At 63.3% G+C, this 23483-nt stretch carries 13 protein-coding genes; 8 read left to right on the top strand and 5 right to left on the bottom strand.

Annotation, left to right across the window (positions count from 1 at the left end; genetic code table 11):
• Positions 1–93: 93 nt before the first annotated feature.
• The 4 genes from G404_RS0102075 to G404_RS0102055 all read left to right on the top strand — a co-directional run bounded on the left by G404_RS0102075 (position 94) and on the right by G404_RS0102055 (position 6255).
• Positions 94–1329, top strand: coding sequence for a histidine-type phosphatase (locus tag G404_RS0102075; RefSeq protein ID WP_028639612.1), 1236 nt, complete (start codon positions 94–96; stop codon positions 1327–1329).
• Positions 1330–1624: 295 nt separating this feature from the next.
• On the top strand, positions 1625–2947 hold the full coding sequence (locus G404_RS0102065) for an MFS transporter (RefSeq protein ID WP_051280041.1): 1323 nt from the start codon (positions 1625–1627) through the stop codon (positions 2945–2947).
• A gap of 5 nt (positions 2948–2952) precedes the next feature.
• Positions 2953–5082 (top strand): alpha-galactosidase, encoded by a 2130-nt coding sequence (locus tag G404_RS17765; RefSeq protein WP_084600944.1) that lies wholly within the window; start codon positions 2953–2955, stop codon positions 5080–5082.
• 18 nt (positions 5083–5100) lie between these two features.
• Positions 5101–6255, top strand: a complete 1155-nt coding sequence (locus tag G404_RS0102055) for a glycoside hydrolase family 68 protein (protein ID WP_028639610.1) — start codon at positions 5101–5103, stop codon at positions 6253–6255.
• On the opposite strand, the gene G404_RS0102050 is transcribed toward G404_RS0102055, so the two are convergent.
• Positions 6256–7323, bottom strand: coding sequence for a LacI family DNA-binding transcriptional regulator (locus G404_RS0102050; protein ID WP_051280039.1), 1068 nt, complete (start codon positions 7321–7323; stop codon positions 6256–6258). It lies immediately after the preceding gene.
• Positions 7324–7600: 277 nt separating this feature from the next.
• Here G404_RS0102050 and G404_RS0102045 point away from each other — a divergent pair, with 277 nt between their 5' ends.
• The 3 genes from G404_RS0102045 (at position 7601) to G404_RS17760 (ending at position 13041) form a co-directional block, all read left to right on the top strand.
• Positions 7601–10039, top strand: coding sequence for a TonB-dependent receptor plug domain-containing protein (locus G404_RS0102045; protein WP_051280038.1), 2439 nt, complete (start codon positions 7601–7603; stop codon positions 10037–10039).
• 139 nt (positions 10040–10178) lie between these two features.
• Positions 10179–11675 carry a tryptophan halogenase family protein gene (locus G404_RS0102040; RefSeq protein ID WP_028639607.1) on the top strand — a complete coding sequence of 499 codons (1497 nt, stop codon included), beginning with the start codon at positions 10179–10181 and terminating at the stop codon, positions 11673–11675.
• The gene (locus tag G404_RS17760; protein ID WP_051280037.1) at positions 11668–13041 is read left to right on the top strand and encodes a putative 2OG-Fe(II) oxygenase; all 1374 of its coding nucleotides are present in this window, start codon (positions 11668–11670) and stop codon (positions 13039–13041) included. Before G404_RS0102040 ends, G404_RS17760 begins: the two co-directional genes overlap by 8 nt.
• Here G404_RS17760 and G404_RS0102030 read toward each other — a convergent pair.
• The 4 genes from G404_RS0102030 to G404_RS0102015 all read right to left on the bottom strand — a co-directional run bounded on the left by G404_RS0102030 (position 13023) and on the right by G404_RS0102015 (position 20300).
• Entirely contained in the window at positions 13023–13931 is a 909-nt protein-coding gene (locus G404_RS0102030; RefSeq protein WP_028639606.1) for an ROK family protein, read from the bottom strand. The two genes, G404_RS17760 and G404_RS0102030, sit on opposite strands and share 19 nt — an antisense overlap.
• A 97-nt stretch (positions 13932–14028) precedes the next feature.
• A complete protein-coding gene (locus G404_RS17755) occupies positions 14029–15399 on the bottom strand; it encodes an amino acid permease (protein WP_036520023.1) in 1371 nt (456 codons plus the stop codon).
• Positions 15400–15434: 35 nt separating this feature from the next.
• Complete coding sequence (locus tag G404_RS0102020; RefSeq protein ID WP_028639605.1) at positions 15435–17633, bottom strand: PQQ-dependent dehydrogenase, methanol/ethanol family; 2199 nt, start codon at positions 17631–17633, stop codon at positions 15435–15437.
• 138 nt (positions 17634–17771) lie between these two features.
• On the bottom strand, positions 17772–20300 hold the full coding sequence (locus G404_RS0102015) for a TonB-dependent receptor (protein ID WP_051280036.1): 2529 nt from the start codon (positions 20298–20300) through the stop codon (positions 17772–17774).
• 554 nt (positions 20301–20854) lie between these two features.
• Between G404_RS0102015 and G404_RS0102010 the strand changes: the two genes are divergently transcribed.
• Positions 20855–23314 (top strand): TonB-dependent receptor, encoded by a 2460-nt coding sequence (locus tag G404_RS0102010; RefSeq protein WP_028639603.1) that lies wholly within the window; start codon positions 20855–20857, stop codon positions 23312–23314.
• Positions 23315–23483 lie beyond the last annotated feature (169 nt).

The raw sequence follows: 23483 nt of genomic DNA, 5'->3' as shown, positions 1-23483 counted from the left end.
GCGGACCGGAAACACCGGCGCCTGTGCGGATCGGGTGAACAGGCGGACCTGCATTCACTTTGCGTCGTAAAATTGGCGGACTGGATTGAAACGATGAACAGGCGTTGTCTGACCCGCTCGCTCGCTTGGCTGGGGTTGCTGGCCGCATCGGGTCTGGCGCCGATCAGCCCGGTGTCAGCAGCACCGGGCGATCACGCCACGCTGGAACGGGTGGTGATCGTGATGCGTCACGGTGTTCGCCCACCGACCAAGGCCAAGGCGCTGGCCGATGGCTATACCGCGCGCACCTGGCCCGTGTGGCCGGTCGCGCCGGGCTGGTTGACCCCGCATGGTGAGGCAGCGGTTGCCCTGGCGGCGCAATTTGATGCGATCCGCTATCGTGCGTTGATCCCGACACATTGTCCGCCCGCTGCCAAAGTGCGAGTTGTTGCCGATATCGATCAACGCACGCAGCGCACGGCGCTGGTCTATGCCGATACGCTGTTCCCAGGGTGCCATGTTGCGGTTGAAACCGTTGGTGAAGGCCGGCGCGACCCCCGATTTTCTCCATTTGAGGCAGGATCGACGCTTGACCCGGCCCAGGCAAGCATCGCGGTGCTGGGCGCTTTGCCGGCGGGTGGCACGGCTGCGATCGATGCTGCGCAGCACACCCGGCTGGCGCAGATTGATGCGGTGCTGGGGTGTTGCGCACCACCGGCTTGCGCAGGACAGGCGGTTTGCCATCTGGCGCAGATGCCCCTGGTCGTGACGACCGACATGGGGCGGGCACGGATCACCGGGGGCATTGCCACCGCGGCGTCATTTGCCCAGACGCTGTTGCTTGAATACGCCGAAGGCAAACCGATGGCCGATGTCGGATGGGGGCAGGTTACGCCTGCGATGATCACCGATCTGTCAAGCCTGCACGCCCTGGAGTATGCGTTGGTGGCCCGGCCGCCACTGGTTGCCAAGGCAGGTGCGGCCGCGTTGCTGCAGGCGGTTGCGGCCGATCTGCGTGATCCGGCAGGCCCGGCATTTGCGCTGTTCGTCGGGCATGATACCAATCTGGCGTTGATCGGCGGCGCGCTCGATGTGCATTGGCAGGGGCGCGGGTTTGCCGCAGATGACCCCGGGCCCGGCGCGGCGCTGGTGTTCGAGCTGTGGCGCGGCGCAAATGGCCGCCGCCAGGTCCGGCTGCGCTATCGTTCGCAAAGCCTTGACGAGATCAGGCAGCTTGCGCCCTTGACACCGGAGGACACCCAGCCGCTTGCCATTCCGGCCTGCACCGCGCACGGGCGGTGCAGCCTTGCGGCCTTTGCCGCATTGGTCGGGGCCATGGCCACACGCTGACGCGCAGGCAGGCGCGCAGGCCATGCCGCTTGCGCGATTTGCGACCGGCCCGGCGTGCAGATCGCGCATCGTCCTGGCCAAACAGGGCCGCATGCCGGGCGCACCATTGAGCCCCGGGAACCTTGCCATTTGACGCGCAAACAACCCGACAATCAGGTATTCTTGCGACTGCAAACGATTGTTGTCAGCGCGATTGATCTGTGACATCACGAGGGCGTGAGGGCTGACAATGCTCCGGGAGAGAAGATTCGTGCCTGCTCAACGCCCGCATCTGCCGCTAGGCCGCATTCTCGAGATGAACCTGGGGTTCCTCGGGCTGCAGTTCAGTTTCGGGCTGCAACAGGGCAATATGGCGCCGATCTACAGCTATCTTGGCGCCAACGAAAGCCAGCTGCCGATGTTGCAGCTGGCGGGTCCGTTGACCGGCCTGCTGATCCAGCCGCTGATCGGTGCGCTGAGCGATCGCACCACCGGGCGCTGGGGCCGGCGCACGCCGTATTTCCTGATCGGCGCGGTGCTGTGCTGTGTCGGGTTGTTCGCGATGCCGTTGTCTTCGTCGATCCTGATGGCGGCTTCGCTGCTGTGGGTGCTCGATGCGGGCAACAATATCACGATGGAGCCCTACCGCGCCTATGTCTCGGACCGGCTTGACCTGTCGCAGCGGCAATTCGGATTTCTGTCGCAAAGCGCGTTCACCGGCCTGGCCCAGATGCTGGCGTTTCTGACGCCGGCGATCCTGGTCGGGCTGGGGATGAACCAGGATTGGGTCGATCCCCATCATATTCCCTATACCGTGCGCGTGGTGTTCTCGATCGGCGCGGTGCTGTCGCTGACCACGATCCTGTGGTCGATCTGGCGCGTGCCCGAATTGCCGCTGGCGCCGGCCGAGCGTGCGGAAATCCTGTCGCGGCCAAGCGGATTTGGCGCCACGCTGATGGAAATCGCGGTGGCCATCCGCGACATGCCGCGTGCAATGCGCAAACTGGGCGTGATGAGCCTGTTTCAGTGGTTCGGCATGTCGGGGTACTGGACATATGCAACCTATTCGATCGGGCGCACGATCTATCACACCGCCGATCCGCAGACTTCGGCGTTTCACAGCGCGGTGCTGACCACCGGCGAAGTCGCCGCGTTCTACAATGCGGTGGCCTTTGTCGGGGCCTTTGCGATGGTGCCATTTGCGCGGCGGATCGGCCCGGGGCCCTTGCACGCGCTGGCACTGGCCGCGGGCGGGCTTGGCATGATCGCGCTGCCGCTGATGCAGGACAAGGCCATGCTGTTCATTCCGGCGATCGGTGTGGGCCTGGCCTGGGGCAGCATCATGGGCAACCCCTATACCATTTTGACCAGCGCCATCCCGGCGGTGCGCACCGGGGTCTACATGGGCATCTTCAACATGATGATCGTGTTGCCGATGCTGCTGTTTGCCGTGGTGATGAGCCGGCTTGACCTGGGTGTGGTATCGATCGGGTTCGACGTCTATCACGCCGCACTGGACAGCGATCCGCGCAACATGCTGCGGGTTTGCGGGGCCTGCCTGATCGCGGCCGCGCTGGCCGTGGCCTGGGTCGAAGAAGGTCGTGCGCGGCCCGTCCTGCCCGAGCCTGTGGCCGCGTGACCCCGATGCTGCTTTGTGCAGGCGATGGCGCGATCGTGCTGGAACCCGTCGCCCATGGTGCCCCGGTGTGGCGCCATTGCGGCGCACGCGTGGGTGCATCGCCGCTGCCGCCGCTGGCCATCACGCGCACGGCCGCGTCGTTTTCGCTGGATTGCGATCGCCCGTTGTCGACGGCACCGCTGGCGGGCGAAGGCTGGTTCGGGCCGTCGTTCGTGACGCTGCGCCGCGACGGGCTGTCCCTGCCGCTGGTCTGGACCGGCGTCGCGATCGCACACGACGATACGGTTGTCCGGATCACCCTGACCGATGATCTTGCGCAGGTGACACTGGTGCAGACGTTCGCGGTTGATGCCGGGGCGGGCTGGCGGATCGAGGCCACGCTGATCAATCGCAGCGACGGTGCGATTGCCGTCGATGCCCTGGCCAGCGTGCTGCTGCCTGTGCCGGCAAGTGCCGCGCGCGTGGTGTCGTGGCGCGGCCGGCACAACGCCGAACTGGTTGAATCCTGTGAAGCGCTGCCCGAACAGATCTGGCAACGCGAAACCCGGCGCGGGATTTCGGGCCATGGCGGTGCGCCGGGTGTCTATGTCGGCGCTGCCGGGGCCGGTTGGGATGCGGGCGACATGCTTGCGCTGCAACTGTGCTGGTCGGGGGACAGCCGCATCGCGATCGAACGCGATGACGAAGGCTATCATATCCTGACCGCAGGCGCAGTGCTGCAACCAGGTGAGGTCATTCTGGCGCCCGGAGACAGCTGGTCTGCGCCCGATGCGCTGGTGGCGTTCAGTGCGTGCGGGCGCAATGGCGCGATGGCGGCGCAGCATGCCATGGTGCGCGCGATGCTGTGCTGGCCCGACGGGGCCATGCACCCGCGCAAGGTGCATCTGAACAGCTGGGAAGCATGCTATTTCGATCATGATGCGGCACGCATCCTGGCGCTGGCGCGCGCTGCGGCCGATATCGGCATCGAACGCTTCGTGCTCGACGATGGCTGGTTCAAGGGCCGCGGCGATGACAGCGCGGGGCTGGGTGACTGGACCCCCGACCCGGTCAAATATCCCCAAGGGCTTGCTCCGCTGGCGCAGGCGGTGCGCGCCATGGGCATGGAATTCGGCCTGTGGGTCGAACCCGAAATGGTCAATCCCGACAGCGATCTGTATCGCGCGCATCCCGAATGGGCGCTGTATCGCGATGGCCATCCGCATTGGACCGCGCGCGGGCAACTGGTGCTGAACCTGGCGCGTGCCGATGTGCGCGATCATCTGTTCGGTGCGCTTGATGCCCTGCTGCGCGCAGCGCCGATCGGGTACCTCAAATGGGATCACAACCGCGACCTGGTGCCCGCAGGCGGCGCGGCGCAAGTGCGCGGGGTCTATGCGCTGCTGGCGCGGCTGCGCGCGGCGCATCCGGGTGTTGAAATCGAATCCTGTGCGGGCGGGGGCGGGCGCAGCGATGCGGGCATGGCCCCGTTCGTGCACCGGTTCTGGACCAGCGATACGATCGATGCGGTCAGCCGCGTGGCGATGCAGCGCGGTTTCCTGGCGTTTCTGCCCCCCGAAATGATGGGCAGCCATGTCGGCGCCAGCCCGGCGCACGCCACCGGCCGCAGCCAGAGCATGGCGTTTCGCGCGGCAGTGGCCACTTGCGGCCATTTCGGCGTGGAACTCGATCCCGACGCGCTGGGGGCGGATGATCGCCGGAACCTGGCGCAATGGATCGCCTTTGCCCGCAGCGCGCGCACGATGGTGCACGGGCAGGGGGTTTGGCTGGGGCAGGGCGGCGACGGCCTGGTCTGGCAGGCGCAGGGATGTCCGCGCCAGGGCCTGTTGCTGTGGGCAATCCGCCGTGCGCCCCCGCAAGATCGTCGTCCGCGCCCGCTGGCGCTGCCGTTTCTGGCGGGGCACGGCCCGTTTGCGGTCCGCATGCTGGGCATTGCCGGCGGCCTGGCCGGCCATGCCGCCCCGGTGCCGGACTTATGGTCCGCCGACGCGCCGGCCGTGTTTGATGGCGATTGGCTGGCGCACGCCGGGCTGCCGCTGCCGCCGCTGCGCGCAGAATCGGTCGCGGTGTTCCACATCGCCGGGGGGGATCGCGCTGCGGTGCCCGCGCTGGCGGCGTTTCCCTTTTCATCCTGATTGCAGACTGTTCCGTTCATGACCCAGACTTCGCCTGCTTCTCCCCAATCGATTGATCAAACCATTGCGCCGTTCGGGGCCAGCCGCTGGGTGTCGGCAGATTATACCGATCCGCCGGTGCTGCCGGTGATCACTGCGGCCGATGTTGCGCCGATCCTGCCGGGCCTTGATCTTTGGGATTGCTGGCCACTGGCGCATGAAGACGGCCGCAGCGTGGTTCACGAGGGTCGCACGCTGTGGTTTTTCCTTGGCGCGCCGGTCCTGCCCGATCCGGTCGGTCGCCATCTGATCGCGCGCATCCGGCTGTTGTCGCACGGCGCTGATGGCTGGCGCGATCATGGTGATGCCTTGCCCGACGGTTTCAATCCGGGATTGCGCGAGTGGGCAGGCAGCGCGGTGCTGGCCGATGACGGCGCAACCGTCACGCTGTTCTATACCGTATCGGGGCGCCGGGGCGGCCCGCCGTCGTTCGAACAGCGCCTGTTTGCCGTCGAAGGTCGGCTGGACGGCCTGGCCATTCGCGACTGGCAGGCCCCTTGTGAAATCATCGTTGCCGACGGCGTGCGCTATCTGCTCGACCGGCAGGAAATCGAACATCCCGAACCCGGTACGATCAAGGCGTTTCGTGATCCGGCATGGTTCCGCGATCCCGTCACGGGCAAGGCGCATATGGTGTTTACCGCCAGCGCCGGATGGAGCAGCGATCCGCACAACGGGGTGATCGGCATCGCCACGCGCGAGGGCGATGGCTGGGTTCTGGGCGATCCGCTGATCGAGGCGATCGGCGTCAACAACGAACTGGAACGCGCGTGCCTGGTCCACCGCGACGCGCGCTATTACCTGTTCTGGTCGACCCAGCGGCATACGTTCGGGCCGCAGACGGTGGCCGGACCCAACGGCATTTATGGCGCAGTGGCCGACCGCATTGGCGGCCCGTGGCGCATGGTCAACGGCAACGGACTGGTCGCGGCCAATCCGCTGGACGAACCTACCCAAAGCTATAGCTGGTGGGTCACGGGTGAAGACGAAGTGTGGAGCTTTATCGATTACTGGGGCATGCAGGGGCGCACGCTGGCCGACCATCCCGATCTGGTGCGCAGCCAGTTTGGCGGTACGCCGGCACCCGTCTTCCGCCTGCGCTATGACGGTGATCGGGTGCTGATCGACACGTAATCAGGCGCTTTCGCGAATGACGAGTTCGGGCGGCAGGATTGTCGCCGGGGCATTGATCCCGGCCATCCGCTGCATCAGCGCGCCGACCATCGCCTTGGCGCCGCCGGCTATGTCCTGACGCACGGTGGTCAATTGCGGCACCGTGCTGGTGGCGATCGGCAGATCGTCAAAGCCGACCACTGCGATCTGCTGCGGCACGCGGGCACCGCGTTCGTGCAGCGCGCGCAAGATCATCATCGCGATCACGTCGGATGCGGCAACAATGCCGTCCAGGTCATCGCCCAGCTGCGCCAGTTGGGCCACGATCGTTTCGCCCAGCGCCTCGCTCGACAACGGGGTGGGCATTTCGCGCAAGGTGACATCGCTGCGCCCGGCAATCGCATCGCGCACGCCGGCCAGACGATCGGCGATTTCGGGCCCGCGCGTTTCGCCCATGAAGGCCAGCCGGGTCTTGCCCTTGGCCAGCAGGTGTTCGGCCGCCAGCCATCCGCCCAGCCGGTTGTCGCTGCCCACGGTGCACTGAACCTGGTGCGGATGGTGCGATCCCCAAATGACCAGGGGCATGTAACGCGCAGCCACCGCATCGATAACCGTGCTCTGGTCCGATTGTCCGATGACCAATGCGCCGTCGAGCATGCCCGATGTGACAATCCGGTCCAGCCATTCGGTATCACCCGGGATCACCCGCGACAGCATGATGTCGTGCCCGCTTTCGGTCAGTTCATCGGCCAGATAGCCGAACAGCGTCATGAAAAACGGGTCGGAAATGTGCTGGCGGCTTTCGTGGCCCAGCGGAAAGACCACGCCGATCACCCCGGTGCGCTGGGTGCGCAACCGGCTGGCCATCTGGTTCAGCCTGAACCCGTGTTCGCGCGCCAGAGCCTGGATACGCTCGCGGGTTTGCGGATTGACCAGCGATTTGCCCGCCAGCGCGCGCGACACCGTGCCAGGCGATACCCCGGCCATGCGCGCCAGTTCGGTGATATTGCGGATGCGCTGCCGTGGTGCGTGGGCCTCGGCCTCGTCCGGCTTTGTGTTTGGCAGGGTTCCGGTGGTGTCGTGTGTCATGCGCGCATGTCTGGCCTGCACCTTGACGGAATGCAAGATGGGCCGGGGTTGGGCGAACGGACTGGTGATGCTGTTGCGCCACAGTGCCCAAATGATGCGACAAACGAATGCAATCCTTTGCAATGGGGGTTGCAAACGTTTGTAGGTGGATTTAGGAGGCGAGTCATCCGATCCCTGCCAAAGAGGTGGGGACGATTCCATGGGGGAGTTCCTGATGAAGCGCCCAGCTCTGCATACCTGTGTTTCGGCCGCGGCCATTGCCGTAGCCTTTGTTTCCATGCCAGCCTTTGCTGCCGACCAGGCACCCGCTGCCGCTGCAGCAACCACGCCGGCTGCCGACGATACGCTTGGCGCGATCGTGGTGACCGCATCGACCGGTTCGCGCACCAAGCTCGACACCTCGACCTCGATCAGCTCGCTGACGTCGGCCGACATCCAGAATTTCAACGCATCGTCGACCGCGGAACTGTATCGCCTGATCCCCGGCATCCAGGTTGCAGGCACGCAGGGCGATGGCGGCAACTCGAACATCGGCGTGCGCGGGCTGCGCACCCCCACCGGTGGTTCGCCGTTCGTGCAGATCCAGGAAGACGGCCTGCCGGTCGTGCTGTTTGGTGACATCCAGTTCGGCAACAACGACTACTGGACCCACCCGATGGTCACCGACGAACGCGTCGAAGCGATCCGCGGTGGCACCGCCGCGACGCTCGCTTCGCAGGCGATCGGCGCAGTGCTGAACCACATCAGCTATACCGGCCGCAACGAAGGCGGCTTTGTCGAAGTCGAAAAGGGCGCCAATTACGATTGGACCAAGGTGAATTTCCGCCTGGGCGGCAGCATCAATGAATCCACCTATTACAACATCGGTGGCTATTACGACGTGGGCCACGGCATCGAACATGCCGATTACAACGTCAGCAATTCCTATGCCATCAAGGGCAACGTGACCAAGGAATTTGCCGACGGCAAGGGCTATATCCGCATGCTGTTCAAGGTGGCGGACACGCAAGAGCCCAGCTACAACGGCTGCCTCAGCTCGGCCAATGTCAGCGGTACTTCGGTGTCCGGGTTTGGCCCGTCGCCCGTGTGCGATGCGCGCAACACGGCGCCCGGTTATTCATCGTTGAATTCCAGCGTGCTGTTCGCGGATGCCAGCGGCAACCTTGCGCGTCAGCCGATGGATGGCATCAAGACCAAGGAAAAGATGCTGCAGTTCCAGACCCACTATGATTTCGGTGGCGGTCTGACGGTTGACGACAATGCGCGGATTGCCCGCATGAGCGGCAATTTCGACGTGCAGTTCTATGGCGCCGGCCCGACGTCGGGTGCTGTGGGTGAAGGCCAGTCGCTGATCTATGCCAACGGCCCCAATGCCGGTCAGGCGTTCACCGGTGCCTATGTCAGCAACAGCAATGCGGTTCATACCAACATGAACCACATGGATCACATCGCCAACGATCTTGCCGCGCATTACAAGTTTGACCAGGGCAGTTTCAAGGGCGACCTGAAGCTGGGGTATCTGTATTATTCGCAGCGGATCGCCGAAGACTGGCATTCGAACCCGTCGCTTAACGAAGCCACCGGTTCAACCCCGGCTGAACTCGATCTGGTCAGCGGCCTGAACGGCACCGGCAATCTGCTGGCAGCAGGCGGCCAGACCGGCTTCAACGAAGGCTGGAACCAGCAGTTCGACATCACCTTCACCGACAATGCGCCTTATGCCGACCTGAACGTCGACCTGGGCAAGCTGAACCTTGACGGCAGCATCCGCGAAGAAATTTTCGCGGGCAACGGTTGGGCGCAGGGCAGCACCGGTGCTGCGGTCGGCACCGCGCATGTCAGCCAGGTCGATCCGCGTACCGGCTCGACGGTGGTCACCTCGCTGCCGCTGCTGGGTTTTGACGGTGTCGTGAACGCCGTGAATTTCAGCGAACACGCAACCAACTGGTCGGTGGGTGCGCTGTACAAGGTTACCGACATGCTTTCGACGTTTGCGCGTGCGTCGCATGGTACGCGTTTCAACGCTGACCGTCTGACCAACAGCATCCCGTCGTATTTCAACGCCAATGGTTCGCTCAGCGCGTCGGGTCTTGCCAATGCGGCATTCCCGGTCGATCAGTACGAACTGGGGCTGAAAAACCGCGGCGGCCTGTTCGGTGGGCGCTACACCGTCGAACTGACCGGGTTCTATTCCAAGTACACGATCTCTTCGCAGGAAATTTCGCAGACCAACTGTGAAAACCTGCTGGGCATCGACGAGACGACCTGCATCATCTCGGGCAAGTACAAGGATACCGGTCTTGAACTGTTCACGACCTATCGCAACAGTGGCCTGGCGCTGGTCTTGAGTGCGACGTATGACCATTCCAAGGTCGCCGCCAGCCAGAACGCACCGTTTGCCAAATCGCCCAACATTCCTGATCTGACCTATTCGGGTCTGGTCAGCTATACCATCAAGCAGGCAGAAATTGGCCTGAGCGTGAATGGTCAGACCAGCACACTGGGTGGCGATGGCCGCACGTATGCCGGGTCGGCGCTGTTTGGTCTGTTTGCCAAAGTGCGCCCGGCCGATCACATTCAGCTTGGTCTGGACGTCTACAACCTGTTCAACAGCTATGCGACGCAGGGTGCAGCCAGTTATATCGGCAATGGCCTGTTCAACGCCGGTGTTGCCCAGGGCCGCGCGGTCAAGGGTTCGGTTCGCTTCACCTTCTGATGGTGTGATCCCGCCGGCCACGCATGCGTGGCCGGCATGACCTGATCATGGGTGAAGGATCGCCGATCCTTCACCCATTTTTTTTGGCGAATTGCGGCTGTCGGTCTATCTGATCGGCCAAAGCAGGAGTGGAAAGAGCATGAGCCGGGCGATCCGATCGATTGTCATTGTCGGCGGCGGTTCGGCCGGGTGGATGACCGCAGCGGCCCTGGCGCGCACGTTGCAGCGCGATTGCACGATCACGCTGGTTGAATCCGAAGACATCGGCACGGTTGGCGTGGGCGAGGCGACGATCCCGCCGATCCGCCTGTTCAACGAAATGCTGGGCATCAGCGAAGCCGATTTCGTCAAGGCGACGCACGGGTCGTTCAAGCTGGGTATTCAGTTCAACGGCTGGTCACGCCCAGGCGAAAGTTATTTTCACCCCTTTGGCACATATGGAAAGCCATTCGAGACCGTAGGGGTTCATCAATATTGGCTGCAACAGCATGTTGGCGGCGCGATCGATCCGATCGACAACTATTGCATGGCGTGGCATCTGGCGCAGGCCGGACGCTTTGCCCCGCCGTCGCGCGATCCGCGCAATGTGCTCAGCACTTACGACTATGCCTATCACTTCGATGCGGTGCGCTATGCCGGGTTTTTGCGTGCCTATGCCGAGGCGCGCGGTGTGGTCCGCCACGAAGGCAAAGTGGCAGGCGTTGCCCAACATGCCGAAACCGGCTTTGTCGAAACCGTTACGCTGGAAGACGGGCGCGCATTTGCCGCCGACCTGTTCATCGACTGCTCGGGCTTTCGCGGCCTGTTGATCGAGGGGGCGTTGCACACCGGCTACGAAGAATGGACCCATTGGCTGCCGTGCGATCGCGCATTGGCGGTACCCTGTGCGCCCACGCCCGATTTCATTCCCTACACCCGCTCCACCGCGCAAGAGGCGGGCTGGCAATGGCGTATTCCCATCCAGGGCCGCACCGGCAACGGCTATGTCTATTCCTCGGCCTTTATCGATGACGAGACTGCGGCGCGCAATCTGCTGTCGCGGCTTGATGGCGCAGCGCTGGCCGATCCGCGTGCTTTGCGTTTCGTGACCGGGCGGCGGCGCAAATCATGGAACCGCAATGTCGTCGCGGTCGGTCTGTCGAGCGGGTTCATGGAGCCGCTGGAATCAACCAGCCTGCACCTGATTCAGGCCAACATATCGAAATTGCTGGCATTTTTCCCTGATCGCGATTTCGATCCGCTGGTGATCGATGAATTCAACCGCGTGGCCGCGACCGAAACCGAACGCATTCGCGATTTCCTGATCCTGCATTACCATCTCAACCAGCGCGACGAGCCGTTGTGGCGCGCGTGCGCGCAAATGCAGATTCCCGACACTTTGCAAACGCGGATCGAACATTTCCGCCGCTTTGGGCGCCTGATCGCGCGCGACATGGATCTGTTCGGCCCGCCTTCGTGGACGGCGGTGCAGATCGGGCAGGGCAACCGCCCCCAACGGCTTGACCCGGTCCTGGCCTATCGCGAAGCCGACGGTGCGGCCTGGCTTGCGAAATTCCGCGCCGCGATGGCGGCAGAAGCCGGCAAAGTGCCCAGCCATCGGGACTATGTCGCGCAGCACTGCGCAAGCCATGGCTGACCTGTTTGCGCAGGCGCTGGCCCATCGCGCCGCGCAGCGCATGGCCGATGCGGACGCCGCGCTGACGCAGGCGTATGACGCAGCGCCCGATGATCCGCGGGTGGCGTTTTTGATCGCGCAATTGCGCTATGAGCGTGGGCTGCCCGCGGCAGACCTGTTTGCGCGCGCGGTGGCGCTTGCGCCTGACAACCGCGATGGATTGCGCAACCGGGCGCTGGCCGAGGCATCGGAAGGGCATCCGGACCGCGCCGAGGCGCTGCTGACTGTGGCGCTGGACCGCGATCCCGCCTGGCTCGATGGCCAGCGCGCGCTGGCTTCGTTGCGCTGGGTCGGGGGTGATGCGGACCGGTTTGACCGGGGCTGGGCACTGGCGGCGCGGGCACACCCGCTGCAGCAGGGGCTGTGGCTGGGGTGGTTTGGCGCGCTGGCCCAGGTGCGCGCGTGGGCGCGTGCGAGCGCGGTGCTGGACGAGGCGCAGCACCATCTGGGTGAAACCCCCGCGGTGCTGTCGGCGCGCGTGTTTGTCGCCGGGGAAACCGGCGATCTTGATCGATGTGCGGCGCTGCTCGATCGGCTGGCTGGGCGCGACGATGAATTTCTGCGGATTGCGCGGATCAGGCTGGCGCTGCGCCAGGGTGATGCGGCGCGCGCGCGCGACGGCGCGCTGGCCATGCTGGGCGGGCCGGGGGCGCGCCAGGCGTGGACTTATCTTGGCACCGCGTGGCGGTTGCTGGGCGATCCGCTGGCCGAATGGCTGGAGGGCGATCCGGCCTTTGTGCGCGCGCACGATGTCGGCCTGTCGCCGGCAGAGCTTGGCGAACTGGCCGATGTCCTGCGCGGGCTGCATGGCGGCAGTGCGCCTTATGCCGAACAGACCGTGCGGATGGGCACACAGACCGACCGGTCGGTCCTGCTGCGCCACGAACCGATCCTTGCGCGCGCAAAAGATGCCTTGATGGAGGCGGTGCAGGTGCATGTTGCGGGCCTGCCGCCGCATGATCCGCGCCATCCACTGTTATCGACCCCGCGCGAAGCGTTGACCGTGGCGGGCAGCTGGTCGGTGCGACTGGGACCGGGCGGGTTCAACGTATCGCACAGCCATCCGGCAGGCTGGCTGTCGTCGGCGTTCTACGTGGCGGTGCCCGATGCGGCGGTGATGGGTCGGGCGCCAGCGGGGCATTTCCATTGGGGTGCACCGCCGGCCGAACTGCGGGTTGATCTGCCGCCGCGCGGGGTGATCGCGCCGGTGGTCGGGCAACTGGTGCTGTTTCCGTCGTATGTCTGGCACGGCACCGTGCCGGTGGAACACGGCGAACGGCTGAATATCGCGTTCGACGTGGTGCCGGGTCAGAGCCCCAGAGCCTGACGCCCCAGCTGGATCGCCCCGGTTATCCCGGCATCATCGCCAAGACCGGGGGTGACGATATAGCTTTGCAGGCCCGGATCGAGCCGGGGATTGCACACATAGCCGTTGAGGCGCGCCGCGGTCCGTCGGCGCACCACGTCGATAAGGCCCGGTGCCTTGCTGACCCCGCCGCCGAAAATCAGCCGGTCGGGCATGTGCATCAGCACCAGATCGGCCGCCAGATCGGCAATATAACCGCCAATCAGCTCGATCTTGGCGGGATCGCCGGCGAGCTGGTCCAGGCTGGTGCCCCAGCGCTTGATGATGGCGGGGCCTGCCACCAGGCCTTCAAGGCAATCGCCGTGATACGGGCACACGCCGGCAAAGGGATCGGCCGCATGGTCGTGCGTGGGGTGGATATGCCCCATTTCGTAATGCGAAAATCCCATCAGCGATCGCCCGTCGCGCAGCACCCCGGTGCCCACCCCGGTGCCGATGGTGGTATAGGCCAGCGTGCGTGCGCCCTGGCCAGCGCCGTGCAACCATTCGCCGATGGCCGCGCCATTGACGTCGGTATCGACCACGATCGGCACGCCGAATGCGCCCAGCACGTCGTGAAACCGCGCGCCCTGCCAGCCCGGCTTGGGCGTGGTGGTGAAAGTGCCATAGGCGGGGGACGCGGGATCGATGTCGATCGGTCCAAAACTGGCAACGCCAAACCCGGTAACAGGCCCGTGCGTGGCGGCAGCTTCGCGGAAGAACGCGGCGACATCGGGAAAGCATTCGGCCGGGGTGCGCGTGTCGATCCGCGCGCGGGCCACGATCGTGCCATCGGGCTTTGCCAAGGCGCAGATGAACTTGGTGCCGCCCGCCTCGATGGCCCCGATCAGTGCGCCGTGCTGGCCTTGCATCCCCAAATCCCCTTTCGCATCGTGGCGCATCACTGGCACACAAGGCGCGTCGGTGCCAAGCACCGACGCGCCTTGTGCAATCGTTTTCGCGATGGGATCAGGCCACGCCGGGCAAGGCTGCGGCGCTGCGCGTGCGGTGGATAAACAGGCTGTAGATCGCGACACACAGCACAAACACCCCCGCCGACAGTTCGACTTCGGTGCGCTGGTCCTTCATCACCAGCATCATCACCAGCACCGCAACAATGCCGGTGGCGGCGGCGATGCTGATATAAGGAAACGCCCAGACTCTGACCGGCAGCGTTTCGCCTGCGGCTTCCAGCCGGCGGCGCAACCGGATCTGCGACAGGATGATCAGCAGATAGACAAACAGGATCGTGGCGCCCGCCGATTGCAGCAGAAAGGCATAGATGCCCTTGCGCGAAATGATCGCCGTGATGACGACGGCAAAGCCCAGCAATGCCGAAATCAGGATGCCCCGGTCGGGCACTTTGCGCGACGAAGTCTTGGCGAAGAACGCCGGACCATCGCCGCGCTGGCCCATTTCATACAGCATGCGGCTGGTGACATAGATCGCGGAATTGAGGCACGACACGATCGCGGTGAACACGACCGCGGTGATCACCCGTTCGGCATAAGGCACGTGCACCACGCCGAGCGCGGCAATGAACGGGGATTCGCCCTCGACCGCTGCGGACCACGGCAGGATCGCCAGGATCACCGCGATCGATCCGATGTAGAAGAACATGATGCGCAGCGCCACGGTGCGCGCCGAACGCACCACGTTGGTCGCCGGGTCCTCGGTTTCCACCGCCGCGATCGTCGCAACTTCGCTGCCCATCATCGAAAAGATCACCGTGGGCACCGCCAGGAACACCGCGCCAAAGCCTTCGGGGGCAAAGCCGCCGTGGCTCGCTATCTGATGCGCCAGCGCGCCGGGCCCGGGGCCAAAGCCAAAGATATAGCCAAGCCCCAGCGCGATGAAGCCGATGATCGTAACCACCTTGAAACTGGCAAACCACAGCTCGAATTCGCCATAGGTCTTGACCGACAGCAGGTTGACCCCGGTCATCACCGCGATCAGCCCGGCGGCCAGCACGGCGGCGGGCAGGTGGATCACCGTGGCCAGCATGTCTGCGCCCGCCAGCGCCTCGAACGCGATCGTCGTTACCCAGAAATAGTAATAGAGCCAGGCATTGGTGAAGCCGGCCCATGGCCCCAGGCCCAGCGAGGTATACCCGGTGAACGAACCCACGCCTGGGCGCGCCATCGCCATTTCACCCAGCATGCGCATGATCACAAAGACCAGCAGCCCGCACAGGAAATAGGTGCCCAGCACAGCCGGGCCGGCGATGCGGATGGCCGTGCTCGACCCGACAAAAATCCCGGCACCGATGATGCCACCGATCGAAATCATCGTCACATGACGCGGCTTGAGCGAATGGGCGAGTTTTGCGTCGTGTGACATGCGGCTTTGATGATCCCCCCGGGCCAGAACAGCTTTTATCTGCTGGCGGTCTTCTTGTGTTGCGCGTCGTAGCCCTGACGCTGCTGATCGATCAAGTAGGCATGGATCGCTTCGACATCATCCTTGGTGACAAGATCGTCGAGCGGCGCCATGCCCAGCTGTGCCAGTGCGCCTTTGAGCACGATATCGTTGAACATCGAATGGATTTCGGGCGGCAGGCGCGACAGGTCGGGCGCGACGCCCGGGCCGAAACCGTGGCAGCGCGAACAATACTCGGTAAACTTTTCCTCGCCATGCGCGATCATCGCCGTGGTCGCGGTAGACGCCGGTGGTTCGGGATAATCGAACGGATTGACGCGCTTGTCGGGGGGCGGCACCGGCCCGCCGCCCAGCTTGAACACCAGGATGCGATTGGTGTTCTGGTTGAGATAGGCCGCGCTCGACGGCGGAATCGGGAAACTGATGCCCGACCCGCCATAGCCGACCTGCACCGCGATATACTGGACACCGCCGACTTTGTAGGTCATCGGCGCGGCCATGATATGGCTGCCGGTCTGCAGCTTGGTAATCGGTTGGCCGGTGGTGGCGTTGTAGACCCACAAGGTGCCGTCGCCGCGGCCCTGCACGACGATATTGCCCGCGGTTGACAAGACGCCGCCGTCATAGCCGCGGTTGCCTTCGGACGTGACCTGTTGCCACACCACTTTGCGCGTGACCGGGTCCCAGGCCTTCAGGATTTCGCGTACCAGCTTGGTGCCGGGGCGTTCCTTCTGCAGTTCGGATTTTTCGGGCAGCGCCCCGAACAGCCGTTTGAAGCCCGCGGTGTCGTAGGTTTCATCGGGGATCACCCCGTCGGCGTTGAAAAACCCTTCAAGATGCGCCAGCGCGCCGCCGTTGTGCGCCATGTTGAAGATCACGTTGGGCACATCGAGCGAGGGGATATAGACCAGCCCGGTCTTCGGGCTGAACGACATCGGGTTCCAGGTGTGGCCGCCCGCCCACGACGGGTAGACGTTTTTCGGCTTGTGCGAATAGTCGGCCACCTCGGTGAACTGCGGCCGGCCGGTAACCAGATCGACGCCCTTGGCCCAGTTGACATACGTAAAGGCATCGGCGGCAAGCAATTTGCCGCTCTTGAGATCGAGCGTGTAATAGAACCCGTTCTTCGACGCCTGCATCACCACGCGACGCGGAGTGCCGCCAATCGGCAGGTTGGCAAAAACAAACTTCTGCACCGCGTCATAGTCCCAGCTGTCGCCGGGTGTTTCCTGATAGTACCAGTTCATGTGCCCGTTGCGCGCATTGACCGCGATGATCGAGGCGTTGAACAGGTCATCGTGCCGCTCGCTGCCGTCCTTGACGCGCAGATAGGGCGATGCATTGGCGGTGCCGAACACGATCTGGTCGGTCTGCGGATCGTAGGACAGGCCGTCCCACACCGCGCCGCCGTTCTGGTACTTGCCGTCGCGATTGGGCCCCCACGATTTGGCCGCCATGGCCAGTTCGGGGTGCTCGTAAGGCTGATCGGGGGCGGGCGGCACGGTGAAAAAGCGCCACTTGAATTTGCCCGTCCTGATATCCCAGGCCGAGATATAGCCACGCGACGACCCATCGCCGAGATCCGATCCCGAATTGCCGATCACCACGGCATCGCCGGTCAGCAGCACCGCGCCGGTCGAGGCATAGGCCTGTTTGCGGTTGATGATCGTGTCGGCGGTCCACTTTTCCGTGCCGGTTTTGGCATCGAGCGCGTGCAGCCGGCCATCTTCGGAGGCCACAAACACCACCCCGTCGCGATAGGCGACGCCGCGATTGACCGTGTCGCAGCAGGCATTGCGCGCCGACATCGGGTCGATCCCCGGATCGAACTGCCACAGCAATTTGCCGCTGGCGGCATCCAGCGCATAGACAATGCCCCACACGCCCGAGGTATACATCACCCCGCCGATCACGAGCGGCGATGCCTCCTGCCCGCGTTCGGTGCCCATGTCATACGACCAGGCCAGACCCAACTGCGCCGCATTGCCGTCGTTGATGTCGGTCAGCGACGAAAACCACGTGCCGGCCTGGTCCCCGCCCACATAGGGCCATTGGTCGGCCGCCACCGGATACGCCGCCGACGACAGGTCGGGCATGCCGGCATGCGTGGCTGACCCGGGCAGAACGATCGCGCTGCACAGCGCCAAAACGGAAACCAGGCCGGTTGCGGCCTTGCGAAGATTCGTGTGTGACATGGTCGAATGTGTCCGTCGGAATATTGTCGATGGCAAGCGCCTATCGCGGGCATTAGCCATCGTTATGCACCACAATGCACAGCCCCGGCCAGCGGAAGACCGGGCCGGGGCAGGGCAACCATGCGCAATTGCAGGCGGTCAGAAATGATAGCGCACGTTGATCCCCCAGGTGCGCGGCCGGGCAAAGGTCGATTGCGTTGCGCCCGAATAGAGCGAACCGTCATAGGCATAGATGCGATAGGCGTGATTGAAGATATTGTTCACGTAAAACGCCAGATCGACATTGCTGTCCTTGGGGGTAAAGCCGATCCGCGCGTTTTCGACGCTGTAGCCCGGTTCCTGTTCGACCGGTGCGCACAGCAGCGTAAAGCACATGTGTGACTGGTACAGCGCGTCGGCCTGAAGCATGGCCATCCCGCCCGCCAGCGCAAATTCATAACGGATCAGCGCATTGCCCGACCAGTGCGGGGTCTGCGGAAGATCGTGGGTCACGGTCGTTACGCCATCGGGCAGCAGCACATTGGGCACATGGCTTGATTCCCATGCGCCGGTCAGATTGAACGTCAGGCCGATAACCGGATGCGTGCTGAATTCGGCCTCGATCCCTTTGGCTTTGGCAGGCAGGTTGCGGATTTCCTGCACATAGCCCACCTGGGCAAACGCCTGATAGTTCTGGTAATCGTAATAATAGCCGACAAGGTTCAACGACGAATGGGCAGGCAGGCTGGTCTTGATGCCCACTTCGTAATCGTTGAGCACTTCGGGGCGGAAGGCAATGCCGTTCAGCGTATCATAGACCGCCTGGCCCGGGGTTGGCGTGCCGGTTGAAAAGCTGAACCCGCCCGATTTCGATCCGCGGTTGAACGCGGCATAGATCAACGTGTCGACCGTGGGTTTGTAATCGAGTTCGGCGCGCGCGGTCACGCCGCTGTAGTTTGCGCTGGCGTCGGCTCCGGTTGCGGTGATGGTCGATCCGGTGGCCTGGCTGGCGCCGGTCGGGTCGTTGTACGACACGCCGTCGGGGCAATAATGGATCGTGAAGCCGGTCCAGTATTCTGCGCCGTTGTAGCAGCCCAATTTGTGATCATGCCAATAGCGTGCACCAGCAATGAATTTGAATTGATCGTTGAACTTGTATTCATCCTGCGCAAAGAACGCATAACTGCGGGTTTGCTGATAAAACTGCACCTGCGGATCGTATTCATCAAACGGCGTAGCGTATTGCGCGTGAAAATGGCTTTCGATCGACATGCCAAACGCGCCGAACACCAGATAGTTTTGGCCAAAGCTGGTGGCGGCGCGCACTTCTTGCGAAACCTGGTTCGATTTGAACCGCTGGTTGAAGATCGTGCCCGGTGCATAGCAGGTGACCGACGCTGCGCCGGGGCAGGGGCCGGGGGTGTAGGTTGCGCCCTGCACATAGGCAAATTCGGGCTGGCTGTCGCCGAGTTCGTTATAGAACTTGTTGATGTACTGATAATCGGTGATCGAGGTTACGTCGAACAGGCCCAGTTTGGCATCCATGCGGTAGGTCGCGCCAAAAAACTGGCGGTCGATCCCGGGATTGCCCGTGGCAGCGATCGTCCACGGGTTGCCGCCGGTCAGAATGTTGACATTGGTGCCGTTGACCTGACCGTTAAAACCGGTGCCCATCGCGCCGGGGGTGACATTGGTGCCAAAGCCGGGCGAAGCTGCATAGCCGGGCAGATTGTAGCTGGAGTTTGGCGCCCAGTATGGGCAGACCACATTTGCCGGAAGATCCACGCCCTGAAACTGTGCATTGGGGCATGACGGCGAAAACGAATACATCGCGCCCTGCCGTTCGTGATCGGTCTCGGTATAGCGCAAGGTCAGTTTGGCGGTGAAATCGGACGAAGGGGTCCACTTCATGATGCTGCGCAGCGCCCAGTGATGCGCGCCGCCGCGGTCGCCCTGGCCGGGCACGATGTTCTTGATATAGCCATCGTCGCGGTCGTAGATCCCCGATACGCGCACATCCAGATCCTTGGCGACCTGGCCCTGCAACGCGCCTTCAAGAATGGTTTCGTTGAACCGGCCATATGTTGCCGACAAATACCCTTCGGTCTTGTCTTTGGGCTGGGTTGAAATGAACTGGATTGCACCACCGGTGGCGTTGCGACCGAACAATGTGCCCTGGGGGCCGCGCAGCGCTTCGGTGCGCGCCAGGTCGAATATCGGAAAGCCGGCGGTCGACATCGACGAGGAATAGCTGTCGTCCTGATAGACGGCGATCGGCGGTTCCTGCTCGTCACCATACGACGTCATCGACACGCCGCGCATGTTGTAGACCACCTGGCTCGACGCATAGGCGTTGTAACGCAAATTGGGGATCGCCCGCACCACGTCGGTGGCATTGGTGATGTTGAGGTCGTGAATGGTTTCCTTGTCGAGCACGGTAATGGCGATGCCGACGTCTTTCAGCTTTTGTTCGCGGCGCTGTGCGGTCACCACGATGTCGGCTGGCCCGGCCGGCTGCGCCGCGGCTTCGGCGGCCGGGGCGGCGGGGTCCGCCCATGCTGCGTCCGGCGCGAATGCCGCCAGCGCTGCGCCAGCCAGAAGAGCAGCCGCAATCTTCGGGCGCGGCGAACCGGCGCGCGCGCCATCGGCCATGCAACCCGTTGCACCCACATGCGCTGTCTTGGTCATGAACTGCTCCCCATAGTGTGCACCCGGGCGGCGTCGCGGCCAGGATGCGACGCCCCGCTGTTACCTGCCGAAATTGCCTGATGCGGGTGCGTCTAACAACCCTTGGAGTAAATCTTTTTAAGCGTGGAGAAACTTTTTCAGGCGACGTTTCGCCCGCTGACGCGCATGCTATGCGCAGAAAATCAACAAAAACAGATGTTTGCAAAAATGGATCATCGTTCCGCAGGGTATCAGTCAAAATCGGCTGGCGGGATTAATAAAACTGATTGCAACGCATGCCGGGGACGGGCGCGAAACGCTGCGTGACACGCCAATAATTTATGAGAAACATTAGTATGAGTAATGCAGGGTGCCGTGGCAGAGCTTGGTTAAATTTATGATTAAAATAGGTTTTTCGTGAATTCGTAGCGGTGCTTATCCCGCTGTTTTCCGGCAGAACCCGTGTGGATTCACTTGCCCGTTGGGCCCATTTTTGGCAGCGTTCCCGTCCAGGGAGACGCGCATCCGCGTGGCCGTCGCAGGCGGTTGCGGGTGCCTATGAAAGGGAACTTTCCATGATCAGCACCATGCAGGGCGCGGCTGCGCGCCATTCATCCGTGGCGCGTCGCGCGTTGCTTGTTTCGCTTTTGGCCGGGGGTGCGCTGCAGGGCATGGCGCCGGGTGTGGCGATCGCGCAAGCCGCCGTTTCAGCCACGCCGCAGCCCGAAGCCGCGTCCGCCCCTGTCAATGCCGACATCGTCGTGACGGCGCAGCGCCGCGAACAGAAGCTGAAGGATGTCGGCATCGCGATCACGGTGCTCGACAAGGAAACGATCAAGAACCTGAATATCACCAACGCCACCGATATCGTGCGCGCGATCCCCAACTTGCGTTTCAATGCCTATGCCTCGTCGCAGGTGGTGTTCAACATGCGCGGGGTTGCGCAGAACGATTACGGCGATGAACAGGAACCCCCCGTCGCGGTCTACCAGGACGACAGCTATGCCTCGTCGATGGCCACTGCCGGTTTTCCGATCTTCGACCTTGCCCGGACCGAGGCACTGCGCGGGCCGCAGGGCACGCTGTTCGGCCGCAATGCCACAGGCGGCGCGGTACAGTTCATTTCGACCCAGCCGCGCGACGTCACCGAGGGTTTCCTGTCGGCGACGTATGGCAGCTTCAACCAGACCCTGCTGGAAGGTGCCTTGCAGGGGCAGCTGGCCAAGGATTTCGACGCGCGCATTTCGGGCATCTATGACCGCGATGACGGCTATATCAAGGACGTGATCCCCGGGCAGCCCAATCGCGGCGCCAACAATCACTGGGCCTTGCGCGGCATATTCAAATGGTCGCCGTCGTCCGATTTCACCGCCAAGCTGACCTTGCGGTATACCGAGGCCGATCACGAGCGGCAGGCGGCGATGTACACGCTGTCACCGTCATGCCCCAATGCCAATTTCCAGGGCGTCAATCTGCCCGCCAACCAGGTGTGCAGCTATTGGAGCGCGTACAATGGCAACACGCCGGGCGCGATGGCCACAGGCTATACCAACCCGTCGGTCATCGCCTGGCAGGGGGGTGATCCCTGGTCGATCGCCGCCACCGGCAACCCGGGCGTCGAGCGCCAGTTCTTTGGCGCAAGCTATCGCATGGATGCCAAGCTGGGGCTGTTCGATCTGACCTCGGTCACCGACTATCAGTACGTCAACAAGTTCTACAACGAGATGGGCGACAATCAGCCCGAATTTCCCTATGTGCAGGGCGCGACATATACCCCAGGCCCGTGCCCCGGCATTGCGTCGGTCACCTGTTATGCCCCGGGCACGATCTTCTCGCAAAAGGACCGGACCAACCAGATTTCCGAAGAGCTGCGCGCGGCGACCACCTTCGGCAAGAACTATCTGGTGGTGGGCGCGTTCGGCATGGCGATCGAAAGCCATTTTGGTGCGCAATACGCCACGCCGTTCGATGAATATGATCCGCAGGTGCAGTTCTATCAGCACACCCGCAGCCTGGCGGTGTTTGCCCAGGACGAATACAAGTTCGACGATCAGTGGAAACTGATCCTGGGTGCGCGCTACTGGAACGATCACAAAGTCGGTTGCTATAACGGGCAGGAATATTGGTCGGGCTTTTCGATCCATTATTGCCCTGACGGCATTTCGTTCAACGATCCCACCGGCACCACCGCCGCAGCCGGCGGATCGATCACCGCATCGCCTTCGGCGGCGCGGCCGACCTTTTCGGGTGTGACCGCGCGGGCCGAACTGGATTACAAGCCGTCGGTCGGCACGCTGCTTTATGCCAGCTACAACCGCGGTTCGAAATCGGGTGGCTTTACCTTCTCGACCGGCACCCCGACGCTGGGGCAGGCGGTCTATGACACGATCAACGGGATCGCGTTCCGTCCCGAAGTGCTCGATGACTATGAAGTGGGTATCAAGGCCAGCCTGCCGGGGCATTCAAGCCTGAACGTGGCGGCCTATTATTACGATTATCACAACTATCAGGCGTTTGTGCAGGTCGGGTACACGCAGGAAATCCGCAATCTGCCCGCGGTCGCCGGTGGGGTCGAGGCCGAATTCACCTCGCACCCGATCCCGGGGCTGACGCTCAACCTGGCGGGATCATGGGAAGAAAGCCATGTGCACGATGTTTTGCTGCCCGATGGCGCGACCGTCGTTACCCACGATCTGCCGCAGGCGCCGCACTGGTCGGGCAACGCGCTGATCCGCTACGAATTCGCCGCCATGGGCGGTCTGGCGGCGGTGCAGGCCGACAGCCTGTACCAGTCGCACATGTGCTTTACCGTGATGTGCGCGCCGGTTGAGCAGGAGCCGGGCTATCATGTCGAAAACGCGCGGATTTCGTTCACGCCAAAGGACAGCCCGATTGATCTGGCGTTCTATGTCAACAATGTCTTCAACCACGCCTATCGCATCTATGCCTATGACGGTTCGCTGTATTTCGGATCGACCGAAGGCATTTACGGCAAACCGCGCACCTGGGGTGTGAACGCGCGTTATCATTTCTGACGCCTTGCCTGCCGTGCCCCGTCGGGGGCATGGCAGGTGGGCCGAATCGGCGGTTCGACGATGGGCGCGATGGCTTCGGGCCATGGCGCCCGTCGCGCATTGGGTTAAGTTTGGCTGATATTCGACATTAGTGTTTCGTATGGCCATGCGTTCACTTGGCGCATGCGTC

The sequence above is a fragment of the Novosphingobium acidiphilum DSM 19966 genome, assembly GCF_000429005.1.
Taxonomy (GTDB): domain Bacteria; phylum Pseudomonadota; class Alphaproteobacteria; order Sphingomonadales; family Sphingomonadaceae; genus Novosphingobium; species Novosphingobium acidiphilum.
This window is presented reverse-complemented; position numbering and strand designations above follow the sequence as displayed.